This window comes from Corynebacterium epidermidicanis (assembly GCF_001021025.1).
In the GTDB taxonomy this organism is placed as follows: domain Bacteria; phylum Actinomycetota; class Actinomycetes; order Mycobacteriales; family Mycobacteriaceae; genus Corynebacterium; species Corynebacterium epidermidicanis.
This window is the reverse complement of sequence record NZ_CP011541.1, coordinates 2,234,360-2,253,829: the sequence shown is the minus strand read 5'-3', so window position 1 is coordinate 2,253,829 and position 19,470 is coordinate 2,234,360. Positions and strand designations below refer to the sequence as shown.

Here is a 19,470-nt window from a genome sequence, read left to right as displayed (position 1 = left end):
CACCTATCATGTCGCGTCGCGTCATCGCTTTGATCGCTGCTGCAGGCAAAGGAACCCGCTTGGGGGCAGCTGTCCCCAAGGCGTTCGTGCCACTTCGTGGTCGCACGCTGCTGGAACGCAGTATGAGCGCCATGATTACCTCGGGCGTGGTCGATGAGATCATCGTTTTGGTCAGCCCCGACATGGAAACCTACGCCCGTGACTTGTTGAGCAAGCGAGGGCTTTTCGACGCCCCCATCTCAGTCCGGCTCGTCCACGGCGGTGGCGAACGGGCTGACTCTATCTGGGCTGGTCTGCAAGCTATTCCAGAAGACAACGCCGTGGTGTTGATTCACGACGCCGCTCGCGCACTTACTCCACCTGGGATGATCGCCCGGGTGGCTCGCGCAGTTTTGGACGGCAATCCAGCAGCAATTCCCGTCGTGCCTGTGGTGGATACAATCAAGCGGGTCGCGGCGGATGTGGTGGTTGATACCCCGGATCGGGCGTCGTTACGCGCGGTACAAACCCCGCAAGGATTTGACCTGGCCACGCTGCGAGAGGTCAACCAGCGATACTATGCTGCGCCACAGGATTTCTTGCCAACCGATGACGCCAGCCTCATGGAATGGGCAGGTCACCCTGTCCTCGTGGTGCAAGGAGATCCGATGGCGTTTAAAGTGACCACGCCGATGGACATGGCAATCGCCCAGATGATTACCGACGACGCCGAACCAACAATTTTCGAGGTGCCCAGTGACTGATCTGATCCCACGAGTGGGAATCGCAACCGATGCTCACCAAATTGAAGCAGGAAAGCCCTGCTGGATCGCTTGTTTGCTCTTCGAAGGCCAAGATGGCTGCGAGGGCCACTCTGATGGTGACGTGGTCGCACATGCCGTCGTCGACGCGCTGCTGTCCGCCGCTGGTCTCGGGGACTTAGGCAGCTTTGTTGGCGTGGGGAAGAAAGAGTACGACAACGTCTCGGGTGAACGCTTGCTGAAGGAAGTTCGGGTCCTGCTGGAGGAAAACGGCTTCGTCATCGGTAATGCTGCGGTGCAGCTGGTGGGGCAAACGCCAAAGATGGGGCCTCGTCGCCAGGAAGCGGAACGAGTGATGAGCGACTACCTTGGCGCCCCGGTTTCCGTGTCCGCTACGACCACTGACCACATGGGTTTTACCGGGCGTGGTGAAGGTCGCGCCGCGGTGGCAACTGCAGTGGTGTGGAAACGCTAGACTAAGTTGCGTGACTCTACGCATTTTTGACACCAATACCCGTACCCTTCGTGACTTTGTCCCGGTAAAGGAAGGACATGCGTCGGTGTACCTGTGTGGTGCCACGGTGCAAAGCATCCCGCATATCGGGCACGTGCGTTCCGGTGTTGCTTTCGACATTCTCCGTAACTGGCTCGAAGCCAAAGGCTACGACGTCGCTTTCGTCCGGAATGTCACCGACATCGACGATAAAATCCTGCGCAAAGCCGAAGAAAACGGGCGGCCGTGGTGGGAATGGGCTGCCACCCATGCCCGCGAATTTACCTGGGCCTACGACCAGCTCGGGGTGCGCCCACCATCAATCGAACCGTACGCCACCGGCCACGTCACTGAAATGGTCGAGTACATGCAGCGCATTATCGACGCCGGTCATGGCTACGCCGCCGACGGAAACGTCTACGCCACGCCGGCGACCATCCCGGGATATGGGCAGCTGTCTGGCCAGAAACTCGACGAAATGGATCAGGGCGAATCCGACGGCACTGGCAAGCGCGACCCCCGAGACTTCGCCATGTGGAAGGCTGCGAAGCCTGGGGAACCTTCCTGGCCAACGCCTTGGGGCCGTGGGCGCCCGGGCTGGCACATCGAATGCACCGCGATGGCCACAAAGTATCTAGGCGCAAACTTCGACATCCACTGCGGTGGCCTTGACCTGCAGTTCCCGCACCATGAGAACGAGATCGCGCAGGCCCACGCTGCTGGCGACGGTTTCGCTAACTACTGGATGCACAACGGCTGGGTGACCATGTCTGGCGAGAAAATGTCGAAGTCCCTGGGCAACGTGCTCTCGGTGCCTAACATCCTCACCCTGGTGCGCCCAGTGGAACTGCGTTACTACCTCGGTTCTGCGCACTACCGGTCGATGCTGGAATACTCCGAAGCTGCCTTGAAAGAGGCTGCAGCTGGCTACCAGCGCATTGAGGCTTTCCTGGAGCGCGTCGGCGCCGTGGAAGCCACCACCTGGACGGATGCGTTTGCAGCTGCGATGGACGACGACATCTCGGTACCTCGTGCTCTCGCGGAGATCCATAACGCGGTGCGCGCCGGCAACTCGGCGCTCGCCGAAGGCGACAAGGCCGAGGCGATTAGGATTGCCGGGCAGGTTCGTGCGATGATGGCGGTTCTTGGTGTCGACCCGCAGTCTGACCAATGGGCGTCGGCAAGCTCAAGCAACGACACCGCTACCCATGCACTCGATGTGCTTATCGACGCCGAGCTGAACCGCCGCGCAGAAGCACGAGCAAACAAAGACTGGGCCACTGCCGACGAAGTTCGCGATCGCCTCGCAGCTGCCGGCATCGAAGTCACAGACACCCCCGACGGTCCGCAGTGGTCGTTGAAGTAAGGAAAGTATCATGGCAGGAAACGATCAACGACGCGGTGGCCTCCGCAAGACGAACAAAAAAGGCATGGTCAAGGGCAGCGGTGGCCAGGCACGACGTGCGCTGAAGGGTAAGGGACCAACTCCTAAAGCTGAGGATCGCGAGTACCACGCAAAGTACCGCGCCAAGAAAGCAGCGGAGCGACGCGCCCAAGGACGCCACGAGAAGGAAACCGACGAGTTCGTAGTCGGCCGCAACCCGGTGGTGGAGTGCCTGAAGGCAAAAGTGCCAGCTACAGCGCTCTACGTTGGGCAAGGCACCGGCGCTGACGACCGCTTGACTGAGGCCGTGACGTTGGCGAACCACCGGGGAATCCCGGTTATCGAGAAGCCGAAGTTCGAGCTTGATCGCATGACCGGCAATGCCATGCACCAGGGATTGGGCCTGCTTATTCCGCCGTTCAAGTACGCCGAAGCAGAAGACTTGGTCGAAGCCGCGCGTGCCACCGGCCAGCCGGGACTGATCGTCGTGCTGGATAACATCACTGACCCACGTAACCTGGGCGCCGTTATCCGTTCCGTGGCTGCATTTGGCGGTAATGGTGTGGTGATTCCGGAACGTCGTTCTGCGTCTGTGACAGCCGTGGCTTGGCGTACCTCCGCAGGAACCGCAGCTCGCCTTCCCGTTGCACGCGCGACGAACCTCGTGCGCACGCTGAAAATGTTCCAGCAAAACGGCTACCAGGTGGTTGGTTTGGATGCCGGAGGCGACCACACGCTCGACACCTACGATGGCACCGAGAACGTTGTAATCGTCGTCGGTTCGGAAGGCAAGGGCATTTCCCGTCTCGTCGGAGAGACCTGTGACACCATCATGAGCGTGCCGATGGTTGAGTGGGTGGAATCGCTGAACGCCTCAGTCGCAGCCGGGGTAGTGCTCAGCGAATTCGCGCGACAGCGACGGGTGAAGTAACGCTTCTTTGGCTGTTGGGCCGGTTTTGCCCGGTTTGGCCCGTCGCGTGCAGCTTATCGACGCTGCATGTGGCGGGCTTTTCACGTCGCTTTTGGATGGCGCTGCCTGGTGCTCTCGTTGGGGGTAGTCTTCTTAACATTTAGTGAATTGGTATCGATTGCCCTGCAGAGAGTCGATTAAGAGCTTATAGTAATCGCCATGACAGTCGATGTACAGGGAATCTTATCTAAACGACTCATTTTTCGCGGTGTTGCCTCAGTCATTACAGCGGTCTCGTTGACTATTCCGCCAGCTATTGCTGACACTTTCCACAGTCATTGGATCCGTGGAGCTATCGAGACCACCTATCACCGACTCGGCGGATGGAATCATTTCGGTGATGCCCTCAACGACGAATCGGTCTCCGCGTGGAACGGTCGATACCAGCATTTTGCTAACAACAAGTCTATCTACTGGCATCCCAACGCCGATAACGGCATCGCACATGCTGTAGAGGGCCGTATCCGCGACAAGTGGGCTGACCTTGGTTGGGAAAACACCATCCTGGGTTACCCAATCACCGATGAGCTCACCCCACCCGATCGAATTGGTCGGTTCAATCATTTCCAGTCCGGATCGATCTATTGGTCGCCTGCAACGGATGCGCACAATGTTCAGGGCCAGATCCGCGATGCGTGGCAGCGTCAGGGCTGGGAAGCTGGAAAACTCGGCTACCCTGCTACTGATGAGATCACCACGCCCGACGGCGTAGGCAGATTCAACCGCTTCGAACACGGACACATCTACTGGTCACCTACCACCGGGGCTCACATAATTGAGAAAGACATGTTCGATCTATGGGGCGCTAACGGTTGGGAGGCCGGCACACTCGGCTATCCTACGTCAGACCGATACCAGCTCAACGGCGCGGTGACACAAGACTTCCAACATGGTCGCTTGCAGATCTTCCCAGCCACCGGACAGGTCCTGCGCACGTATGACAATAAGGCATACTCCAGCTATCGCCAGATCTACCCGATTGTGACCACCAACGATCACCCACGCCTGCATGAAGCAGGCATGATGCGCGAAGTCATCCAGCACATGGGTACTTACTTCCCACTGTCCGGCTGCCCAGAGGTCCTCGCTGTTGGCGCCACGTGCACGTTTACCACCACGGGTGGTGGTAAAGGACCTGCCACAGTTGATCGGATTTCCGACACTGGATTCACTCTCATCACAGGCGACGGGCACCCCGAGGGTAAAGGGCGTATCTTGAACATCCGTTTCGATCATGTCACCGCACCAGCAACGGCAGACAAAGACATGGTCTTTACCGACCCAACCATCCAGAAGGCTTATGTTGGCTCGAATAAGACGTGGTTGCGCATGATCGTCGAATCCTTCGGCGAAACCTCAACCACCAAGATTGCAGGACCGTTTAGCTCCGATCATGTCGGTACCCAAGTCTGGTCTCAGATGGCTACCAGCATCACGCAGCGCATCGACCGCGCCACCACTATCTACGGAAAAGTCACCGGATAATTCACCTACCACCACGCCTCTCGCCGTGGTGAAAGAAAGCGTAACTGACTATGATTCGTTCAACCCGTGTGCGTGCACAATCATTGCTGCCATTTGCGTTGGCCATGGCACTGTCTATCACCCCGTTTACTGCCCAGGCTGCTGATACTGTCACGATCTTCGACGGTGACGGCGGCCTGGTCCAACAACCCTGCAACGCTGCGGGTGAGCAGATCCGCATCGACTCGTCCTCGTTTACCACGATGTCTGTGTGCTTTGGCCTCACGCGGCCAACCGGGTGGATTGCCACCCACATCACCGGATCCTACGGTGTCGTCAACAATTTGAAGGTTCCAGCACATATCGCATTCAAGTTGCCTGACGGTGCAGTGTACTGGCAGGAAACCGTGGACCCGGGCAAAGTCGCCACTATCGACGTCGCACGCACAGGATCAACCGTCGTCGAAATTCAAGTCACCCCGGTGTCTACCAACACAGGACCTGCCACCGGAACGCTGACTGCATCGACTGACGCCGCACCTAACTATGTATCCTTCCGCTCTGCTAATCAGGTAACTTCCGGCACAGTCATGCGGGTGACATGGAACGGCATCGGGGCGACCACCTTGGATAAAAACAGTGCCTTTACCGACCGGCTCGATGGCACATTCAAAGTTGTCAAAGGCCTGGATGGTTCCGCCTGCGTGTCGTTGGAATCAGCCTCCTACCCTGGGGCGTATCTCACAGCCGTCTCAAACACCACGCTCGCCTTAAGCAACACCCCTGCTGCCGCGCGCGCAACATTTTGCCCTGTAGCAACATCGCCGACATCCGCACAACAATTGCGACTGGCAGCTGATCAAACCAAAGCCTTAGCGCTGTCTGGTTCTGCTGTCACGTTGGCATCCACATCATCACCGACCGCGGCCTGGTTTGTTGACTCTGGGCTCGCCCGCCCATAACGCCTCGTCATAGGCACATCATCCGCTGGCCACTTGTGAAGAAAGAAAACTGGTTTTAGAAGTTATGACAACGTCGACGTGTCTTCATCACAACAAGAGCAAGCCATGGGTACAGATCCTGACCCGGATTCTCACCGCTATCACCGTGATTGCCTTGGCCAGTGGTGCTAGTAATCCAGCGGCTATCGCGCAGACCGACCAGATTCGGTTAGCGGACAAGGCAGCCACCATGCAGCAGGCGCGAGAATTTGCCCTGGAGATGCTGCAATCAACGTTTCCTGCATCGAAAAACGCTGCCGAGGCAGCTCTTCGCGGTGGGGACAAAGAGCTTCAAGCATATGCCTCGGTGGGGATGGATGAAGCCAAACGCCAGGATCTATCCCAAATCCTAGTCACCATATCAACGCTTTCCGGCAAGCAGGTACAACAGGATGCTGCAGCAGCGCTGGCCACACAAGATGTGGAAACGATGGCGAAGTTCATCGATTCCGGTTGGCAACAAGCACAAACAGTCGATGATCGTGCAACTGCATGGGATGCTGCGAAGGCCCCTGAGGGATCCTCACTGAAGGCAGCGGCTGACCAAGCGCTCAAAGATAACACCGCGGAGGCTTTAAGCGAGTTTGCCTCCCATGGTGCTGATACAGCTCGTGCGCATGATGCACGCCGCGAGGTCTACGAGCTCACCCGCTCTGCACTGCCCAGTGTTGCAGCAGGGGCCAGTGAAGCCATCCGGGTGGGAACAGACACTGCTGTTACCACTTACCTGCGCTATGGGCAGTTTGTTGATGCAGCCCAAGACATGGAAGAAATGGATATCTCCGCGTTGGTGGAGGTAGCAAATACCCAGTCAGTAAAAGCTGAAGAAGCCGCCTCGGTCGCCGCACAGCATGCCGACGGCGCAAAACGTGCCACTGAGCTATCGAAGCAAGCCACAGAGCGGGCGAAGAATGAGGCTATCGCTGCAGATGGCGCGCAAATTCGAGCAGGCAATGCTGCGGCAGCAGCAGGCCAGTTAGCTACCCAATCGGCAGCGTCTGCTGATAATGCTGTGGCTGCTGCAGCTGAGGCAAAGCAAGCCCTGGCCCAGACTGCGGACGCACTGTCTCGTGCCGCCGCCGCAGCGGCTACCGCACGTATGGCTGCTAATGAAGCAGCAGCACGCGCATCTGCTGCCGGGCTGGATGCAAACATGGCCTACCAAGCACGCGTAGCAGCAGAGCAAGCACGCGATGCAGCATCCAGGGCAGAAGCCGCAGCAGCATCAATGTCACACGCTGAAGCCGCAGCAGGATACGCACGCAATGCCAGTGGAGCAGCCGCCTCAGCTGCAATGAACGCTGACGCCTCAGCAGCTGCGGCTGAACAAGCCGCAGCTGCTGCAGGTGCTGGTGATGAAGCCGCTGCCGATGCCCGCGCCGGCGCAGCACGGGCTCGTGTTGCAGCCTCGCGGGCACGCGCATCCGCCAACGAAGTCGATGGACTGGTCGTTCAAATCAGTGGTTTGGTAGAACAAACCCGTATCGCAGCACGCGAAGCAGCAGAACACGCACGACTGTCAGCGCAAGCCGCTGAAGAAGCAGCGCTTCACGCCGGTCATGCTGTTGATTCCGCGACCCAAGCAGGCATCAATGCACACATGGCCCAGACTGCTGCGGAAAAAGCTATTGAAGCCATGAACCTAGCGGTGAAAACTGCTGAGGTAGCACGTACTGCTGCAGATCAACGCCTGGCCCAAGAAGCAGAATTCCTCAAAAGCCAAGCCCGCCAAGCCCGCGAAGTCCACGATGCACGTGACAACGCACAAGCACTAGAAAAACAGCGCAAACAATCTCTGATCACGGAAATGCAGCAACTGGGAGCTAATATCCCAGACTATCGCGATGCCGAAGGGCCTGTCGCTGAGCAACCTGGGGCAGCTGCTGCTTTTAGTGGAGATATCAACCAATTACGTCAAGCAACAGTTGCCGCAGTACTCGTCGGTGGCCCAGCGGTCTCGGGGGCTGCAAAAACTGCGCTGTCTGGTAATCATGATGCCGACCTTCGAAAATTCGCTGAACAGGGCTACCGTGCCGCAGTAAGCATGGACGAGCGAGCATTGCTCGACCAGTGGTGGATGACTGATCCTAATGAGGATGTACGGTTTGACTCCGGCTACTACGCCAATGCCGCTGACGAAGTCGTGCACTGGTTTGCTACCGACGAAGTCCAGAACCTACGTAAACCCGCACTAATCCAGCGCACATATCAGCTTCGTGCCACCGGAGGAACTGGTGTACAAGCTGCTGCAGACAAAGCCCTACAAGCCAACACCTACGACGCCCTCGATACCTTCGTTAACGGTGGTGGGTTCGATAAAGCTCGCTACGAAGATCAACTGCGCACCGCCTACGACCTAGCATCAACTGGCACCCCTGAGGTCAAAGCAGCGGCAGAAGCAGCAGTTCTTGGCGACCGGGCAGGGCTTGACGAGTTTATCAGTATCGAGATGTACCGTCGAGGTGCAGCAGATGCGCAACGTTCAACCCACGACGGGCACATCAATGCCCTGTTGCAACGAGGTTTTGCTGCTGCACAACGCGCCGCCGAATCAGCATCTAGTGCCCAACGATCCTACTTCGCAGCACGAGGTGATGCTGTCCAAGCAACCAAGTACGCACAAGAGGCTGCATCCTGGTCCGGTAAAGCCCAAGAATCGGCAAACCTTGCTGCAGGACATGTGCAATCTGCAGAAGGTTCCCTAGCTTTCGCACTTGAGCAACAACAACGTGCGCACACGGCCGCAAACCAAGCCGAAGCTGATGCAGCCCAAGCTTCAGCCAATGCTGACCAAGCTGCAAGCTACGCCGCTGCCGCACATCAATCTGCCAACGAAGCTGCGTCTTCTGCTGCCTCAGCGCGTGCCTCTGCTGTGGCTGCTGGCAAGGATGCTGATCTTGCAGCTGCGGCCGCGGATGATGCTTATCGGATGGCGATGGAGAAGTGGCACGCAGAACAAGTAGAAATTCAAGCTGCAAACGACCTCAAAGTACAAGCAGGGGAACAGCCCGATCAGCCTGCCGGGATGCTCGAAACTATCAAAGAAAAGATCGGTAAAGAAGCCCTTGACCTGATTTTGGATTTGATCGGTGTTACCGACGCCATCAACTGCTTCAAAGGCGACATCGCTGGATGCCTGTGGACAGCCGTGAACTTCCTACCCGTTGGGAAGATCTTCAAAGCGGGCAAAGCGATAGGCGCCATCCGCATACTCATCGGCAAAGTCCCTGAAATCAAAAAGGCACTCGAGGCACGAAAGATCTGGATCGCCGACAAGATCGAAGCAGCACGCAGTATTCCAGCGTGCCCAGTAAACTATGCTGCGCATCTAGGCCAGGGATCATGGTCGTTCAATTACGCCGAGGCGACTTCACTATCGCCACAGTTCAGCGCACCACGGTTCCAATTCATAGCACTCAAATGCTCCATTTTTCCACCTAATGGAAAGGGATTCCGCGGAGGCCACTACGCGAATCTTTCAACATCCAATGTTCGTAAAGTACCTAGTGTGGAATACGTCTCATTCGAGAGGCATCATATTATCGCCCAATCAGTCATGCGGAATGTGCGCTCCGATCTTCCCGGTGATCTGAGCGAGTATAAAGGCCCCGCCATTCAGATGCTCCCCGAAGACCATGCCCTTACGCGTTCATTCGGGAACTATCCTGAGGCGGTTGAATATCGCGCGGATCAAGAAAAATTGATTCTGGAAGGAAAAATAGACAAAATCTATGAGATAGAATTTTATCACATTGAGTCATTGTTTCCCGGCAAGTACACGGCGGCTCTTAATGAAATGCTGGACTATGCTCTAGAAAAGGGGTACATGAAAGTCGACTTCCGGACAACGCTGACATAAGGAGAATATCTATGGATTTTCAACCTGAGTTTTTTGAAGCTCTCAATCCCGGTAAAGAACCCCTGTCTTATGAAGATCGCTTAATTGATCTAAAAATTGACGATCTGACCTGGATTGACCCATCTTTAAGAGCGAGACTCCTAGGCTATCTAGAGATTGAAAACAAACAGCGTCTCATAAAGGGATCTATAAAGAATGAAAGAATAACCGCGATGGAGTTGTCCCCTATTGAACGAGGTGATTCTTTTATGGGGGTTGATTTTTCCCTTCGCGCAATTCCTTTCCTAAAAGCATTGCTCGCTAAAGGTATTGAGGCCGAATACGACGGTGAAAGTGTGGTCCTCAAGGATTACCCTATTGAAGTTTATTTCGAAAAAGGTAAAGTTATTTCCATCGTGTGGACTGAGTTCCCTGAGCGCTAGGTCAATTCATGAATTTCACTACTGACTACGCTTTGCCATTCCCCCTCGGCGGCACCCTCCAAGAGGCTGTCGAGAGTTGCGTTGATTGCCAGCAGCCAGCGGAAGATGAACTCGAAGCATGGATTGACATCCCAAACAGGGACAACGATGAAGAATACTCACTTGTTGTTTGTCGCATTGAAGACAATAAGTGTGTAACGGTCGCTCTCACCGACATCTACCGCGACACCTTCCTCGGCATATGCCTTGATCCCCGGAAAATAACAGACGAAGAAGTGGTAGCTGAACTAGAAAAACAAGGAATTAATGTCCTCGTTCAATTCGGGGAAATCATCTTGCCTGAGCATCTGATCACTATTATCCTCAATGAAACCATTACCTGGTGGGATCCAGAATATTGGGGTGAGGACGGCTTTCGCCACGAAACGATAGCCCCTTAGCCACGCAAGAAACTCACCTAACACCACCAAGCACCCGATTGGGGTGCTTTTCTTTTCCGCCGTTCATGGTGTGTTGTTTTGCCCCACGCGGAGATTATGAACTACTGAGTTCGGCTAGCGGATGTGGTTAGCAAATACCCAAACTATTGTTCGGCGTGATGACATTCTTTCGCGTACGCCCGAGCCACCGCCTCATCCCGAGTAGCGCCCCGGCCTCTTAACAAACCAATCAGTCGGCAAATTAGGTAGATCGCAAACGATATCGTGGTCACGAATACCGAGACTGGCAAACCGGGAGCCAGAGAAAGGACTAAGCCACCAACCGCGGAAACCTCGGCAAAAAGCACTGACCACAGGATGGCGTGCAATGGATTTGAGGTGATGTGAACGGCTCCCGCGCCCGGCGTGATGAGCAAGGCCATGACCAGCAAAGCACCCACAATCTGTACGGATTGCGAAGTGGTCAGCCCCACTAGGACAGCGAAAATCACCGACAGAGTTCGGACATTAATGCCGCTCGCGGACGCCACCACCGGGTCAGCGGACGCGAAAAGCAGGGGACGCCACAGTAAAGCAACGGCTCCGAGCACAATAACGGTCACTCCCGCAAGCAGCCATACCGACGAGCTGGAAACCCCCACGATTTGTCCTGTGAGCAGTGAAAATGCCGTCGAGGATCGACCAGGGTAGAGGTGGATGAAAAGTACGGACAATCCCATACCGAAACTCATTACCACGCCGACGGCCGCGTCTTGCTGGCGCAGACCCAAAAGCGCTAGGACGATTGCAGCCACGATCGATCCGACCACCGCGCCGAGGCCAATGTTGAGACCAAGTAGCAACGCTGCCGAGGCACCCATCAGTGCCAATTCTGAGGTGCCGTGAACCGAAAACGACATTTGGCGCAGCACAATTATTGGGGCCATCACGCCCGAAAGGATGCCCAGCAGTCCGGAAGCGATGAGGGCTTGGCGCACGAAGCCGACGTCGAGCAAGTAAAGGGTGTCTTGAATAAATTGCGTCATTTACACCACGATCAGCCTTCCGTCGATGTGTAGCACATCGATATGGGTGCGATAGATTTCCGAAAGCACTTCCGACCGCATGACCTCGGAAACCTCGCCGAGGGTATGCCCGAATGGGCCCAGGTAGAGCACACGGTTGACGTGCTCGAGGATCGGGTTGATGCCGTGGGTCACGAACACGATAGCCGTGTCGTGCTCGGTGCGTTCGCGGTTGAGGAGATCCACCGTGCGTTGCTGGACTCCCATATCCAGGGAGAGCAACGGCTCGTCGCAAAGCAAAAGCTCGGGCGAATTTGCCAGGGCTTGCGCCTGGCGGACCAGTTGCTGCTGCCCGCCGGAAAGCTTGCCGACGCGCCGATCTGCGATTCCTTCGGCTCCCACCTTCTTGAGCAGGGCATTGACTCGATCGGCGGATGCGTGGCGATTGCGGACGATGCCGTGCGCCAGCGAAAGGGATACCAAGTCTCGCGCTCGTAGCGGTAGCTCCGCAGGAAACATTCGCTGTTGCGGGATGAAACCAATCTTCTTGGTCGCAGATACCGTTCCGCGGGTGAGTTGCCGAGTGCCCAAGATCGTGTGCAGAAGGGAGGATTTCCCGGCGCCATTAGGGCCCAAAACAGCGATGAACTCGCCTGGGGACACCTCGAGATTGAGGTTCTCCCAAAGCGGGCTCACCGCTGCGTCGTTGAACTGAAGTAGCACTGTTTAAGAATACTTTGCCTGATTAGTGCGTGTGCGGAACAGCCTTGGTAGCTTCTTCCAATTTGGTGATCGTCTGATCATAGAGATCGAAGAAGTTCGTGCCCTTTTCCGGGGTCTCGTAGATGTTAACCACCGGGATGTGCTTGGCTTCAGCAGCGGAACGGATCTTCTTAGAGTATTCAGTCTCGGTCTGTGGGGAGTCCAACAGGACCTGAATCTTCCCAGCTTCGATGGCCTCGAGGAAGGCGTTGACATCAGCAGCAGCTGGCTCGGACTCGGAGAGCGTGGTCTTTCGGTAGCCTTCAGGGGTGACATCGTGCAGCTCAGTGTGGGCGAGGATGTGGTCACCAAGCGGGTGGGTCTGTGCGACATCGGCACCATGCAGCGCGTGCAGGCGCTTGTCCAGCTCACCGACCTTCTTCTCAACTGCCTGTGGATTGACCTTGGCGCCAGGCTTTAACTCGGTGACTTTCTTAGCGATCTCGTTGGCGACCTCAGTCAAAGAAGTCGTGTCGTACCAAATGTGCTCATTGTCCGCAGCGCCCTCGGCTCCACCGTGGTTGTGGCCCTCGTGGCCGGCTGCTGCGGTGGCGGTGGCTGTTTCGGTGCCGTGGTTGTGGCCCTCGTGGCCGGCTGCTGCTTCGGTGCCGTGGTCGTGACCTTCGTGATCGTGCCCTTCGTGATCATGCTCGGTCAGCGGCAATGCGTGGATGACCTTGTTTTCGTCAACGGCCGAATAGAGCCAAGAGTCGTATCCGCCGCCACCGGCGACGATAATGTTTGCCTTTTCGGCTTTTGCCATCTGTGCCGCCGAAGGCTCGAAACCGTGCGGATCGATGTTGTTGCCTTCGATGATGGATTCGATCTTGATACTGTCATCGTCAACGACGAGATCGGCTACATCGGCCCAGATTGGGGTCGAGGCGACGATGCTGATGGCATCCTTGGTTTCTGCCGTCTTGGACGAGTCCTCGGAAGTTGAGCAGGCGCTCAAACCGATAGCGGCGGCGGCACTAGCTAGGAGAGCGGTGGCGGTGCGTGCCACTTTGCGGGATAGTAAATTTCCGGAATTCATGGATAATAGCCAAGTCGCACGCGCCCGCTATGTCAAACCAATTTTCAATAAGTAAATCTAAGTGAATACGGACTTGGGTTGCTAAGTGTTAGAGTTCAGGCATGTCGAAACGTAGATCGGGTCGCGGCACGTTGGCATCGCTCGCGGCGGAACTTGGGGTTTCACGCACCACTGTTTCAAATGCGTATAACCGTCCTGAGCAGCTATCTCCGGCCTTGCGTGAAAAGATTTTGGCTACCGCGGAGCGCATCGGTTATCCGGGTCCTGACCCGACTGCCCGTTCGCTGCGCACGCGTCGCACCGACACTATCGGCGTTCTCTTCACCGATCACCTGTCCTACGCCTTCGAAGACTTAGCCTCGGTCGATTTTCTGGCAGGCATGGCAGAGGCATCGTTTGGTTCGCATGTCTCTCTGACGCTGATCCCGGCTGGACCAGATGGCGAATCAGGCATCAACCCGCCACAGTTGCTATCCCGGGCGGTCGTGGATGGTTTCGTGGTTTACTCCGTGGCCTGCGACGATCCCTATCTGGAAGCGGCACGGATGCGGCGACTCCCGATCGTCGTGTGCGATCAACCGAATGACACTGATCTGCCGTTCGTCGGGATCGACGACCGGGAAGCAATCAAACCGGCTGCCGAAGCTGTGCTGGCCGCCGGCCACCGCAACATCGGGATCTTGGCGATTCGCCTGGACCGTAAGCGAAATGACGGCCCGGTGGATGAGGCGCGGTTGGCGTCGGCAAGGCTGCATGTGCAGCAAGCTCGTGTGCAGGGCGCGCTGGAGGTGCTGGCGGCTGCGGGCATTGATCCGAATTCGGTGCCGGTGGTCGAACGCCACATCAACGACGCGCCCAACAACATCGATGCCGCTCGGGAGCTGCTGGAAACGCACCCCGAGCTCACCGCGGTGATCTGCACGACGGATTCGATGGCGCTTGGGGTGCTGGAATACGCGCGCCAGCGAGGCATTCGGGTGCCGGAGGACCTCAGCGTGACGGGTTTCGATGGGATTTCTACCGCACTGCAGCGCGATGTCACCACCATCATTCAGCCGAATCGCGCGAAGGGGGCGGCCGCCGGGCACATGCTGCACCTGCTTATCGACGCGCACCTTGCCGACCGCGAAGTCGAGGTGCCCCGAAAGATCTTGAAGACCAGCTTCTACGCGGGTTCTACCGTGGCGTCAGCTCGCAGCTGATACAGCTCCTCGAGGGTGGCAGCCACCGCAGCGGTATCTGGGATACGAATGTGAGCGGCGGTGGGACCTTCGCTCACGCGGATGCCAAGATCAGCAGGGCCCAGGGCGCGGAAGCCGTGTTCATCGGTGACGTCGTCGCCGAAGAACACCACCGCGTCGGCCTCGTAGCGCTCGCGTGCTTCGGTAATCCAGGTGCCCTTGGTGATATCCACTACCGAGAACTCGATGACAAATTTGCCTGGAATCTGATGTGCCCCCGGCACTGCGATGTCGTTTGCGCCAGCGATGAGCTGCTGTTGGAGGTCCTCAGAGACATCGCGGTAGTGCAGCACGCAGTTGAAAGGTTTGCGTTCCACGAAAGCACCCGAGACAGACTCGACAAGTTTCTCCAGCTGGACAGCAACTTCTTCGAGGGCCGTTGCTTCCGAGTCGCTGAGAACATGGGCATCAGCCCCATGCGAGCCTGCCAGCACGATTCCTTCGGGCGCGCCAGACACCTGGGCCAAGCCTTCCCGATGGCGGCCAGAAAGAATCGCCACGAAAGTGTTTGGGAGGGTGCCGAGTTCTTGCAGCATCGCAATCGACTTTTGGTTCACGGGGACGTTGTAGGGATCCACAGAAAAGTCTGCGAGCGTGCCGTCAAAGTCCGAAATCACCAGCAATCGAGGCACATCGGCTACACGGACAAGGGCTGAGGTCACGTCTGCTGCAGAGGCAAAATCCATGCCTACTAACTTAGTGCACGGCCACTACTGCGTCGCGACAAGCCTTATCGACGGCGCATCCAAACCCGCTGGCTGTTTCGTCAGTCGCATTTCTTTGTCAGTCTTGGTCACGGCGAATTCCCCGTCTAACAGGGTTACTAGGGCATCGTGAAAGTAGCGCTGGGCACCGATGCATTGGGTTTCCTGGAAACGCATCGTGCTGAAAGTCACGGAATGGGGGTCATCGAGATTATCGAACTTCACCCGACCTTGGTACGCCGCGCAGCCCGTGTCACCTGTGACAGTCGCACCACCCATCACCATGGTTGCGGTGACATCACCCGGCAGCGATGCAGGTGTTGCCGGGTCCAGGTAGACCTCGTTGATTTGCCAGGTGATGTCACTATTGTGCGGGGGAGTGCAGGCGACCAGCGCGGTGCCTGCAACGAGACCGGAGAAAAGCAGTGGAATGGTGCGTCGGCTCATGCGTGGTTCTCCAATGCGCCCAGGAAGCTGCGTGCCCACAGGTCAACATCATGGGTCATCACTTGATCATGCAGCTGTTGCATACGAGTCTGGGCACTTTCGCTTCCTGCACGCACATCCGTGATCGCCGCGAGTAGCTGGCGCTTGATCGATTCCAGGTCGTGTGGATTGCACAGGTAGGCGTCGTTAAGCTCGGCGGCGGCCCCGGCGAACTCGCTGAGGACCAGGGCCCCGGAGCCGTCGTCATGGCAGGCGACGTACTCCTTGGCCACCAGGTTCATGCCGTCCTTAAACGGGGTAACGAGCATGATATCGGCATCGGCGTAATAGCCCATGAGCTGGGGCTTAGGCACGGGACGATGGATATAGTGCACTACAGGCTCGCCAATTTCGCCGTACAGGCCATTGATGCGACCGACAGCGGCTTCCACCTCGTAGCGGGTTTTTCGGTAGTGGTCGATGCGCTCGCGCGACGGCGTGGCGATCTGCACAAACACCACCTCATCAGGTGCGATCGCTTCGGACTCCAGTAGTTCCTCGAAGGCCTGTAGGCGCTGCAAAATCCCCTTCGTGTAGTCCAATCGGTCAACACCCAGGATCAGAGTCCGCTCACCCACTCGACTACGCAGCGCCCCCTTATGCTGGGAAAGCTTCGCGGTTTCAGCCGAGTCGATCGAAATAGGGAAGGCCGCCACCCCAACCTTTCGGCCATCAGGCGCCGTAATCTTAGCTGTGACCTGCCTAATCGACGCCTCACCTTCGACCTCTAATTCGTCCGGCTGGCCGATATGAGACCCAGCCGCACCCGCGACCTGAGCGGCGAGAGCGAGGAAGTTCTGGGCATTGTCTACCGAATGGAAACCAATCAAATCAGCGCCCAAAAGCCCGCGCATGAGCTCCTCGCGCCAAGGAAGCTGACGAAAGAGTTCCGCGCCGGGAAACGGGATGTGGAGGAAGAAACCAATGGTGAGATCGGGGCGGATTTGTCGCAAAATACCGGGGACCAGCTGCAATTGGTAGTCCTGGACCCACACGGTAGCTGATGGGGCAGCGACCTCGGCAACGGCTTCGGCGAACTTCAAATTAACTTCTCGGTAAGCTTCCCACCAGCTGCGTTCGAAACGCGGGGGCACGATGAGGTCGTGGTAAAGAGGCCATAGTGTGGCGTTGGAGAAACCCTCGTAAAACAGCTCATAGTCGGCTTCGGTGAGGGTGACGGGGTGCAGCAAGACGCCACTGTCGGTGCGGAAAGGTTCGAGGTGTTCCCCGGCGTTGCCGGGCCACCCGACCCAGCAGCCCTGGTGCTTTTCCAGCACCGGAGCCAAGGCGGTGACTAGGCCTCCCGGGCTGGGCTGCCACGAGCCGTCCTTAGCTCGGTCAACGGGAAGTCGGTTAGCAACTACAACGAAGCTGTTGTTGCTCAACGGGTACACCTGCCTTAGATTGCGCGACGAAGTAAGAAAGTGGTTGCTCGGGAGCGTCGGAAAGTGCAGGCGCTGCCCGGTTAGGCCTTCTTGGTGGTCTTCTTCGTCGTTTTCTTAGTGGTCTTTTTAGCTGCAGTTTTCTTCGTCGTCTTCTTTGCAGCCTTCTTAGTGGTCTTTTTAGCTGCTGCCTTGCGGGTGCGCTTGGCAGCCTTCTTTGGCTGTGCTTCCTCGTGCTCAGCTGCCACCTTGCGGTAGATCAGGCCCTCTGGTTCTACGCCCAACATGCAGGATAGGGTCACCGCGTCGAGGAAATCGTGGGAATAAGTTGCGACGATTCGCCGAGCAGCCAGCGCAGTTTCCGCCTCAACGGCGTGGAGAGCTTCAGCGGATGCGGTGCGGGTGTCAGTCACCTTGGGTGGCAAGGATCCTCCTGGAATCGAAAGCTGGAAAGGTCGTTTCGCCGGGGCCGCGTCCAGTTTCAACCAGTTGGATGTCGCACGCGGCAGCAGCAAAAACACACGTAGGCTTCCATAATACGCCACTGCAATAATTAGGGGACATATGCGGGCAATGTTTGCTCGCTGTTTACTACTCGGAGTTGTTACATATACGGAGAAACCTGTTTGCTGAAGAATCGACGACGGCGACGGAAACCACGGTAAGGGTTGAAACGCGGTGGACGGCGCAGCTTGCGGGCGGTCCATTCACCAAGAACCACGCCCGCGCCCAATGCGGTAGCGATCGCGAGCGCGAGGGCCATGTTGGAAAAGCCGATCAGCATTTGCTCGTTCAGGATGGCGTACATGCCACGGTAGATCGACAGGCCGGGCAGCAACGGCGTAATGCCGGACACGGAGACGATCAGGGGAGGGATCAAGAAGCGGCGGGCGAGCAAACCACCGGCGAGGCCGATGATGGTCGCCGAGATACCCGTGGACACCACCGGACCAACCCCGTTGGGAATGAGCAGGAAGTAATACACGCTGGAACCCGCGGCTGCTGCCAGGCCGGCGATCCACATGGACTTCCATTCCACGAAGCAGGCGACGGCGAAGGCCGCCGAAGCGATCGCGCCCGACAGTACCTTCACGGTGGCGGACTGGAAGTTAGGCGGTGCCGAAGTCTGTAACGGTGGTAGTTCGACACCAATCGCACTGGAAACCTGGATGCCGATTGCCACACCAGCAACGATTCCGCCGGTGAGCAGCATCGTTTCGAAGAATCGGGCGCTAGCGGTCACCGGCGCACCCGTGATGCCGTCTTGGAGTGCTTGGACCAGGGTCAAACCTGCCAGCATCACCACGATCCCGGACGCAATAATCTGGGACGGCGCGACTTGCAAGCCTCGTTCCAGCGCAAACCAATAGGCGATCCCCGCCGGAACCGTGCCGACGAAGCCGCCGTAAAGATTTTGGAAGAACGGGGGAAGCCCCTGTTTGTCAAGCCATTCAGAGCCGGTCATGATGACCGCGGCTACGAAGAACGAGATCGATGCGACGAGCCAGCCACCGCCCAAGAGCACCGCAACCGCCGCTGCCATGACCGCCCAACCACCATTGAATTTCCAAAAACGATAGGCCGGCCGGGACAACAGAATCTCATCCAGGATTTGCTCCGCTAGCTCTGGCGATGTGGCACCTGCCTGAATCGAGCGGATCAAACGGTCTACTTCCGCCAGTTGGCCGAAATTGGTCCCCAGGCGATTGACTACTCGAAACACGCTCACCGGAGTTTTGAATGAACCCATGTGGGTGAAGATCGTGATGGTGTTCATCGTGATATCCACGTGCGCATAGTGTAAGCCGTACGCCGAGGTCACAGCCCGAATCTGGGCTTTGGCGTCGTTGTTGCCGGTGCCCGAGCTCAAGAGGATATCGCCGATGCGTGCCGCAATGTGCATGACGCCCGCGACTTGGCCGGGGTCCTGCAAGTTAATCGGCGCCAAGGGGGATGGCGGTGGCGCCGCTTTGGCAGCGTCAATCGTTGCGATACGTTTGGGTCGATGCAGCCAGTCCGGCAGCCAGCCCATAGAAGTCCCTCCTCGGCCTTATCGACGGTTGTTGGCGTGACGTTTTTACC

At 57.3% G+C, this 19,470-nt stretch carries 18 protein-coding genes; 10 read left to right on the top strand and 8 right to left on the bottom strand.

Annotated elements, in window-relative coordinates:
- Nucleotides 1-8 precede the first annotated feature (8 nt).
- From ispD to CEPID_RS10305, 9 genes are all read left to right on the top strand, one after another.
- Nucleotides 9-743, top strand: a complete 735-nt coding sequence (gene ispD / locus CEPID_RS10345; protein WP_047240887.1) for a 2-C-methyl-D-erythritol 4-phosphate cytidylyltransferase — start codon at nucleotides 9-11, stop codon at nucleotides 741-743.
- Nucleotides 736-1,215 carry a 2-C-methyl-D-erythritol 2,4-cyclodiphosphate synthase gene (gene ispF / locus CEPID_RS10340; RefSeq protein WP_047240886.1) on the top strand — a complete coding sequence of 160 codons (480 nt, stop codon included), beginning with the start codon at nucleotides 736-738 and terminating at the stop codon, nucleotides 1,213-1,215. Before ispD ends, ispF begins: the two co-directional genes overlap by 8 nt.
- A gap of 10 nt (nucleotides 1,216-1,225) precedes the next feature.
- Complete coding sequence (gene cysS, locus CEPID_RS10335; protein ID WP_047240885.1) at nucleotides 1,226-2,599, top strand: cysteine--tRNA ligase; 1,374 nt, start codon at nucleotides 1,226-1,228, stop codon at nucleotides 2,597-2,599.
- Between the two features lie 10 nt (nucleotides 2,600-2,609).
- Nucleotides 2,610-3,548, top strand: coding sequence for a 23S rRNA (guanosine(2251)-2'-O)-methyltransferase RlmB (gene rlmB / locus CEPID_RS10330; RefSeq protein ID WP_047240884.1), 939 nt, complete (start codon nucleotides 2,610-2,612; stop codon nucleotides 3,546-3,548).
- A gap of 198 nt (nucleotides 3,549-3,746) precedes the next feature.
- Nucleotides 3,747-5,072, top strand: a complete 1,326-nt coding sequence (locus tag CEPID_RS10325) for an LGFP repeat-containing protein (protein WP_047240883.1) — start codon at nucleotides 3,747-3,749, stop codon at nucleotides 5,070-5,072.
- Between the two features lie 50 nt (nucleotides 5,073-5,122).
- Entirely contained in the window at nucleotides 5,123-6,013 is an 891-nt protein-coding gene (locus CEPID_RS10320; RefSeq protein WP_052843530.1) for an AbfB domain-containing protein, read from the top strand.
- Nucleotides 6,014-6,077: 64 nt separating this feature from the next.
- Nucleotides 6,078-9,911, top strand: a complete 3,834-nt coding sequence (locus CEPID_RS10315; protein ID WP_047240882.1) for an ALF repeat-containing protein — start codon at nucleotides 6,078-6,080, stop codon at nucleotides 9,909-9,911.
- Between the two features lie 11 nt (nucleotides 9,912-9,922).
- A complete protein-coding gene (locus CEPID_RS10310) occupies nucleotides 9,923-10,333 on the top strand; it encodes a hypothetical protein (RefSeq protein WP_047240881.1) in 411 nt (136 codons plus the stop codon).
- 8 nt (nucleotides 10,334-10,341) lie between these two features.
- Nucleotides 10,342-10,773, top strand: a complete 432-nt coding sequence (locus CEPID_RS10305) for a hypothetical protein (protein ID WP_047240880.1) — start codon at nucleotides 10,342-10,344, stop codon at nucleotides 10,771-10,773.
- 143 nt (nucleotides 10,774-10,916) lie between these two features.
- Here CEPID_RS10305 and CEPID_RS10300 read toward each other — a convergent pair whose 3' ends face one another.
- From CEPID_RS10300 to CEPID_RS10290, 3 genes are read right to left on the bottom strand one after another with little or no spacing between them, the layout of a single operon-like run.
- Entirely contained in the window at nucleotides 10,917-11,798 is an 882-nt protein-coding gene (locus CEPID_RS10300) for a metal ABC transporter permease (protein ID WP_047240879.1), read from the bottom strand.
- Nucleotides 11,799-12,500: a metal ABC transporter ATP-binding protein gene (locus CEPID_RS10295; RefSeq protein WP_047240878.1), complete on the bottom strand. Its 702-nt coding sequence runs from the start codon at nucleotides 12,498-12,500 to the stop codon at nucleotides 11,799-11,801.
- A gap of 22 nt (nucleotides 12,501-12,522) precedes the next feature.
- Nucleotides 12,523-13,575, bottom strand: a complete 1,053-nt coding sequence (locus CEPID_RS10290; RefSeq protein ID WP_047240877.1) for a metal ABC transporter solute-binding protein, Zn/Mn family — start codon at nucleotides 13,573-13,575, stop codon at nucleotides 12,523-12,525.
- Between the two features lie 101 nt (nucleotides 13,576-13,676).
- On the opposite strand from CEPID_RS10290, the gene CEPID_RS10285 reads away from it, so the two are divergent.
- A complete protein-coding gene (locus CEPID_RS10285; RefSeq protein ID WP_047240876.1) occupies nucleotides 13,677-14,777 on the top strand; it encodes a LacI family DNA-binding transcriptional regulator in 1,101 nt (366 codons plus the stop codon).
- Here the strand turns inward: CEPID_RS10285 and otsB are convergent.
- The 5 genes from otsB to thrE all read right to left on the bottom strand — a co-directional run bounded on the left by otsB (nucleotide 14,741) and on the right by thrE (nucleotide 19,420).
- A complete protein-coding gene (gene otsB, locus CEPID_RS10280; protein WP_052843528.1) occupies nucleotides 14,741-15,502 on the bottom strand; it encodes a trehalose-phosphatase in 762 nt (253 codons plus the stop codon). The two genes, CEPID_RS10285 and otsB, sit on opposite strands and share 37 nt — an antisense overlap.
- 24 nt (nucleotides 15,503-15,526) lie before the next feature.
- Nucleotides 15,527-15,967: an META domain-containing protein gene (locus tag CEPID_RS12565; protein WP_052843527.1), complete on the bottom strand. Its 441-nt coding sequence runs from the start codon at nucleotides 15,965-15,967 to the stop codon at nucleotides 15,527-15,529.
- A complete protein-coding gene (locus tag CEPID_RS10270) occupies nucleotides 15,964-17,391 on the bottom strand; it encodes an alpha,alpha-trehalose-phosphate synthase (UDP-forming) (RefSeq protein WP_047241516.1) in 1,428 nt (475 codons plus the stop codon). The genes CEPID_RS12565 and CEPID_RS10270 overlap by 4 nt, the downstream gene beginning before the upstream one ends.
- Nucleotides 17,392-17,471: 80 nt before the next feature.
- Entirely contained in the window at nucleotides 17,472-17,813 is a 342-nt protein-coding gene (locus tag CEPID_RS10265; protein ID WP_047241515.1) for a hypothetical protein, read from the bottom strand.
- A gap of 179 nt (nucleotides 17,814-17,992) precedes the next feature.
- Nucleotides 17,993-19,420, bottom strand: coding sequence for a threonine/serine exporter ThrE (thrE, locus tag CEPID_RS10260; protein ID WP_047240874.1), 1,428 nt, complete (start codon nucleotides 19,418-19,420; stop codon nucleotides 17,993-17,995).
- Nucleotides 19,421-19,470: the final 50 nt, after the last annotated feature.

What these genes read in the sequence shown, in the direction of transcription:
- ispD (WP_047240887.1), top strand. Translation starts at nt 9, where the DNA reads ATGTCGCGTCGCGTCATCGCTTTGATCGCTGCTGCAGGCAAAGGAACC.
- rlmB (WP_047240884.1), top strand. Translation starts at nt 2,610, where the DNA reads ATGGCAGGAAACGATCAACGACGCGGTGGCCTCCGCAAGACGAACAAA.
- CEPID_RS10325 (WP_047240883.1), top strand. Translation starts at nt 3,747, where the DNA reads ATGACAGTCGATGTACAGGGAATCTTATCTAAACGACTCATTTTTCGC.
- CEPID_RS10320 (WP_052843530.1), top strand. Translation starts at nt 5,123, where the DNA reads ATGATTCGTTCAACCCGTGTGCGTGCACAATCATTGCTGCCATTTGCG.
- CEPID_RS10315 (WP_047240882.1), top strand. Translation starts at nt 6,078, where the DNA reads ATGACAACGTCGACGTGTCTTCATCACAACAAGAGCAAGCCATGGGTA.
- CEPID_RS10310 (WP_047240881.1), top strand. Translation starts at nt 9,923, where the DNA reads ATGGATTTTCAACCTGAGTTTTTTGAAGCTCTCAATCCCGGTAAAGAA.
- CEPID_RS10305 (WP_047240880.1), top strand. Translation starts at nt 10,342, where the DNA reads ATGAATTTCACTACTGACTACGCTTTGCCATTCCCCCTCGGCGGCACC.
- CEPID_RS10300 (WP_047240879.1), bottom strand. Translation starts at nt 11,798, where the DNA reads ATGACGCAATTTATTCAAGACACCCTTTACTTGCTCGACGTCGGCTTC.
- CEPID_RS10290 (WP_047240877.1), bottom strand. Translation starts at nt 13,575, where the DNA reads ATGAATTCCGGAAATTTACTATCCCGCAAAGTGGCACGCACCGCCACC.
- CEPID_RS10285 (WP_047240876.1), top strand. Translation starts at nt 13,677, where the DNA reads ATGTCGAAACGTAGATCGGGTCGCGGCACGTTGGCATCGCTCGCGGCG.
- otsB (WP_052843528.1), bottom strand. Translation starts at nt 15,502, where the DNA reads ATGGATTTTGCCTCTGCAGCAGACGTGACCTCAGCCCTTGTCCGTGTA.
- CEPID_RS12565 (WP_052843527.1), bottom strand. Translation starts at nt 15,967, where the DNA reads ATGAGCCGACGCACCATTCCACTGCTTTTCTCCGGTCTCGTTGCAGGC.
- thrE (WP_047240874.1), bottom strand. Translation starts at nt 19,420, where the DNA reads ATGGGCTGGCTGCCGGACTGGCTGCATCGACCCAAACGTATCGCAACG.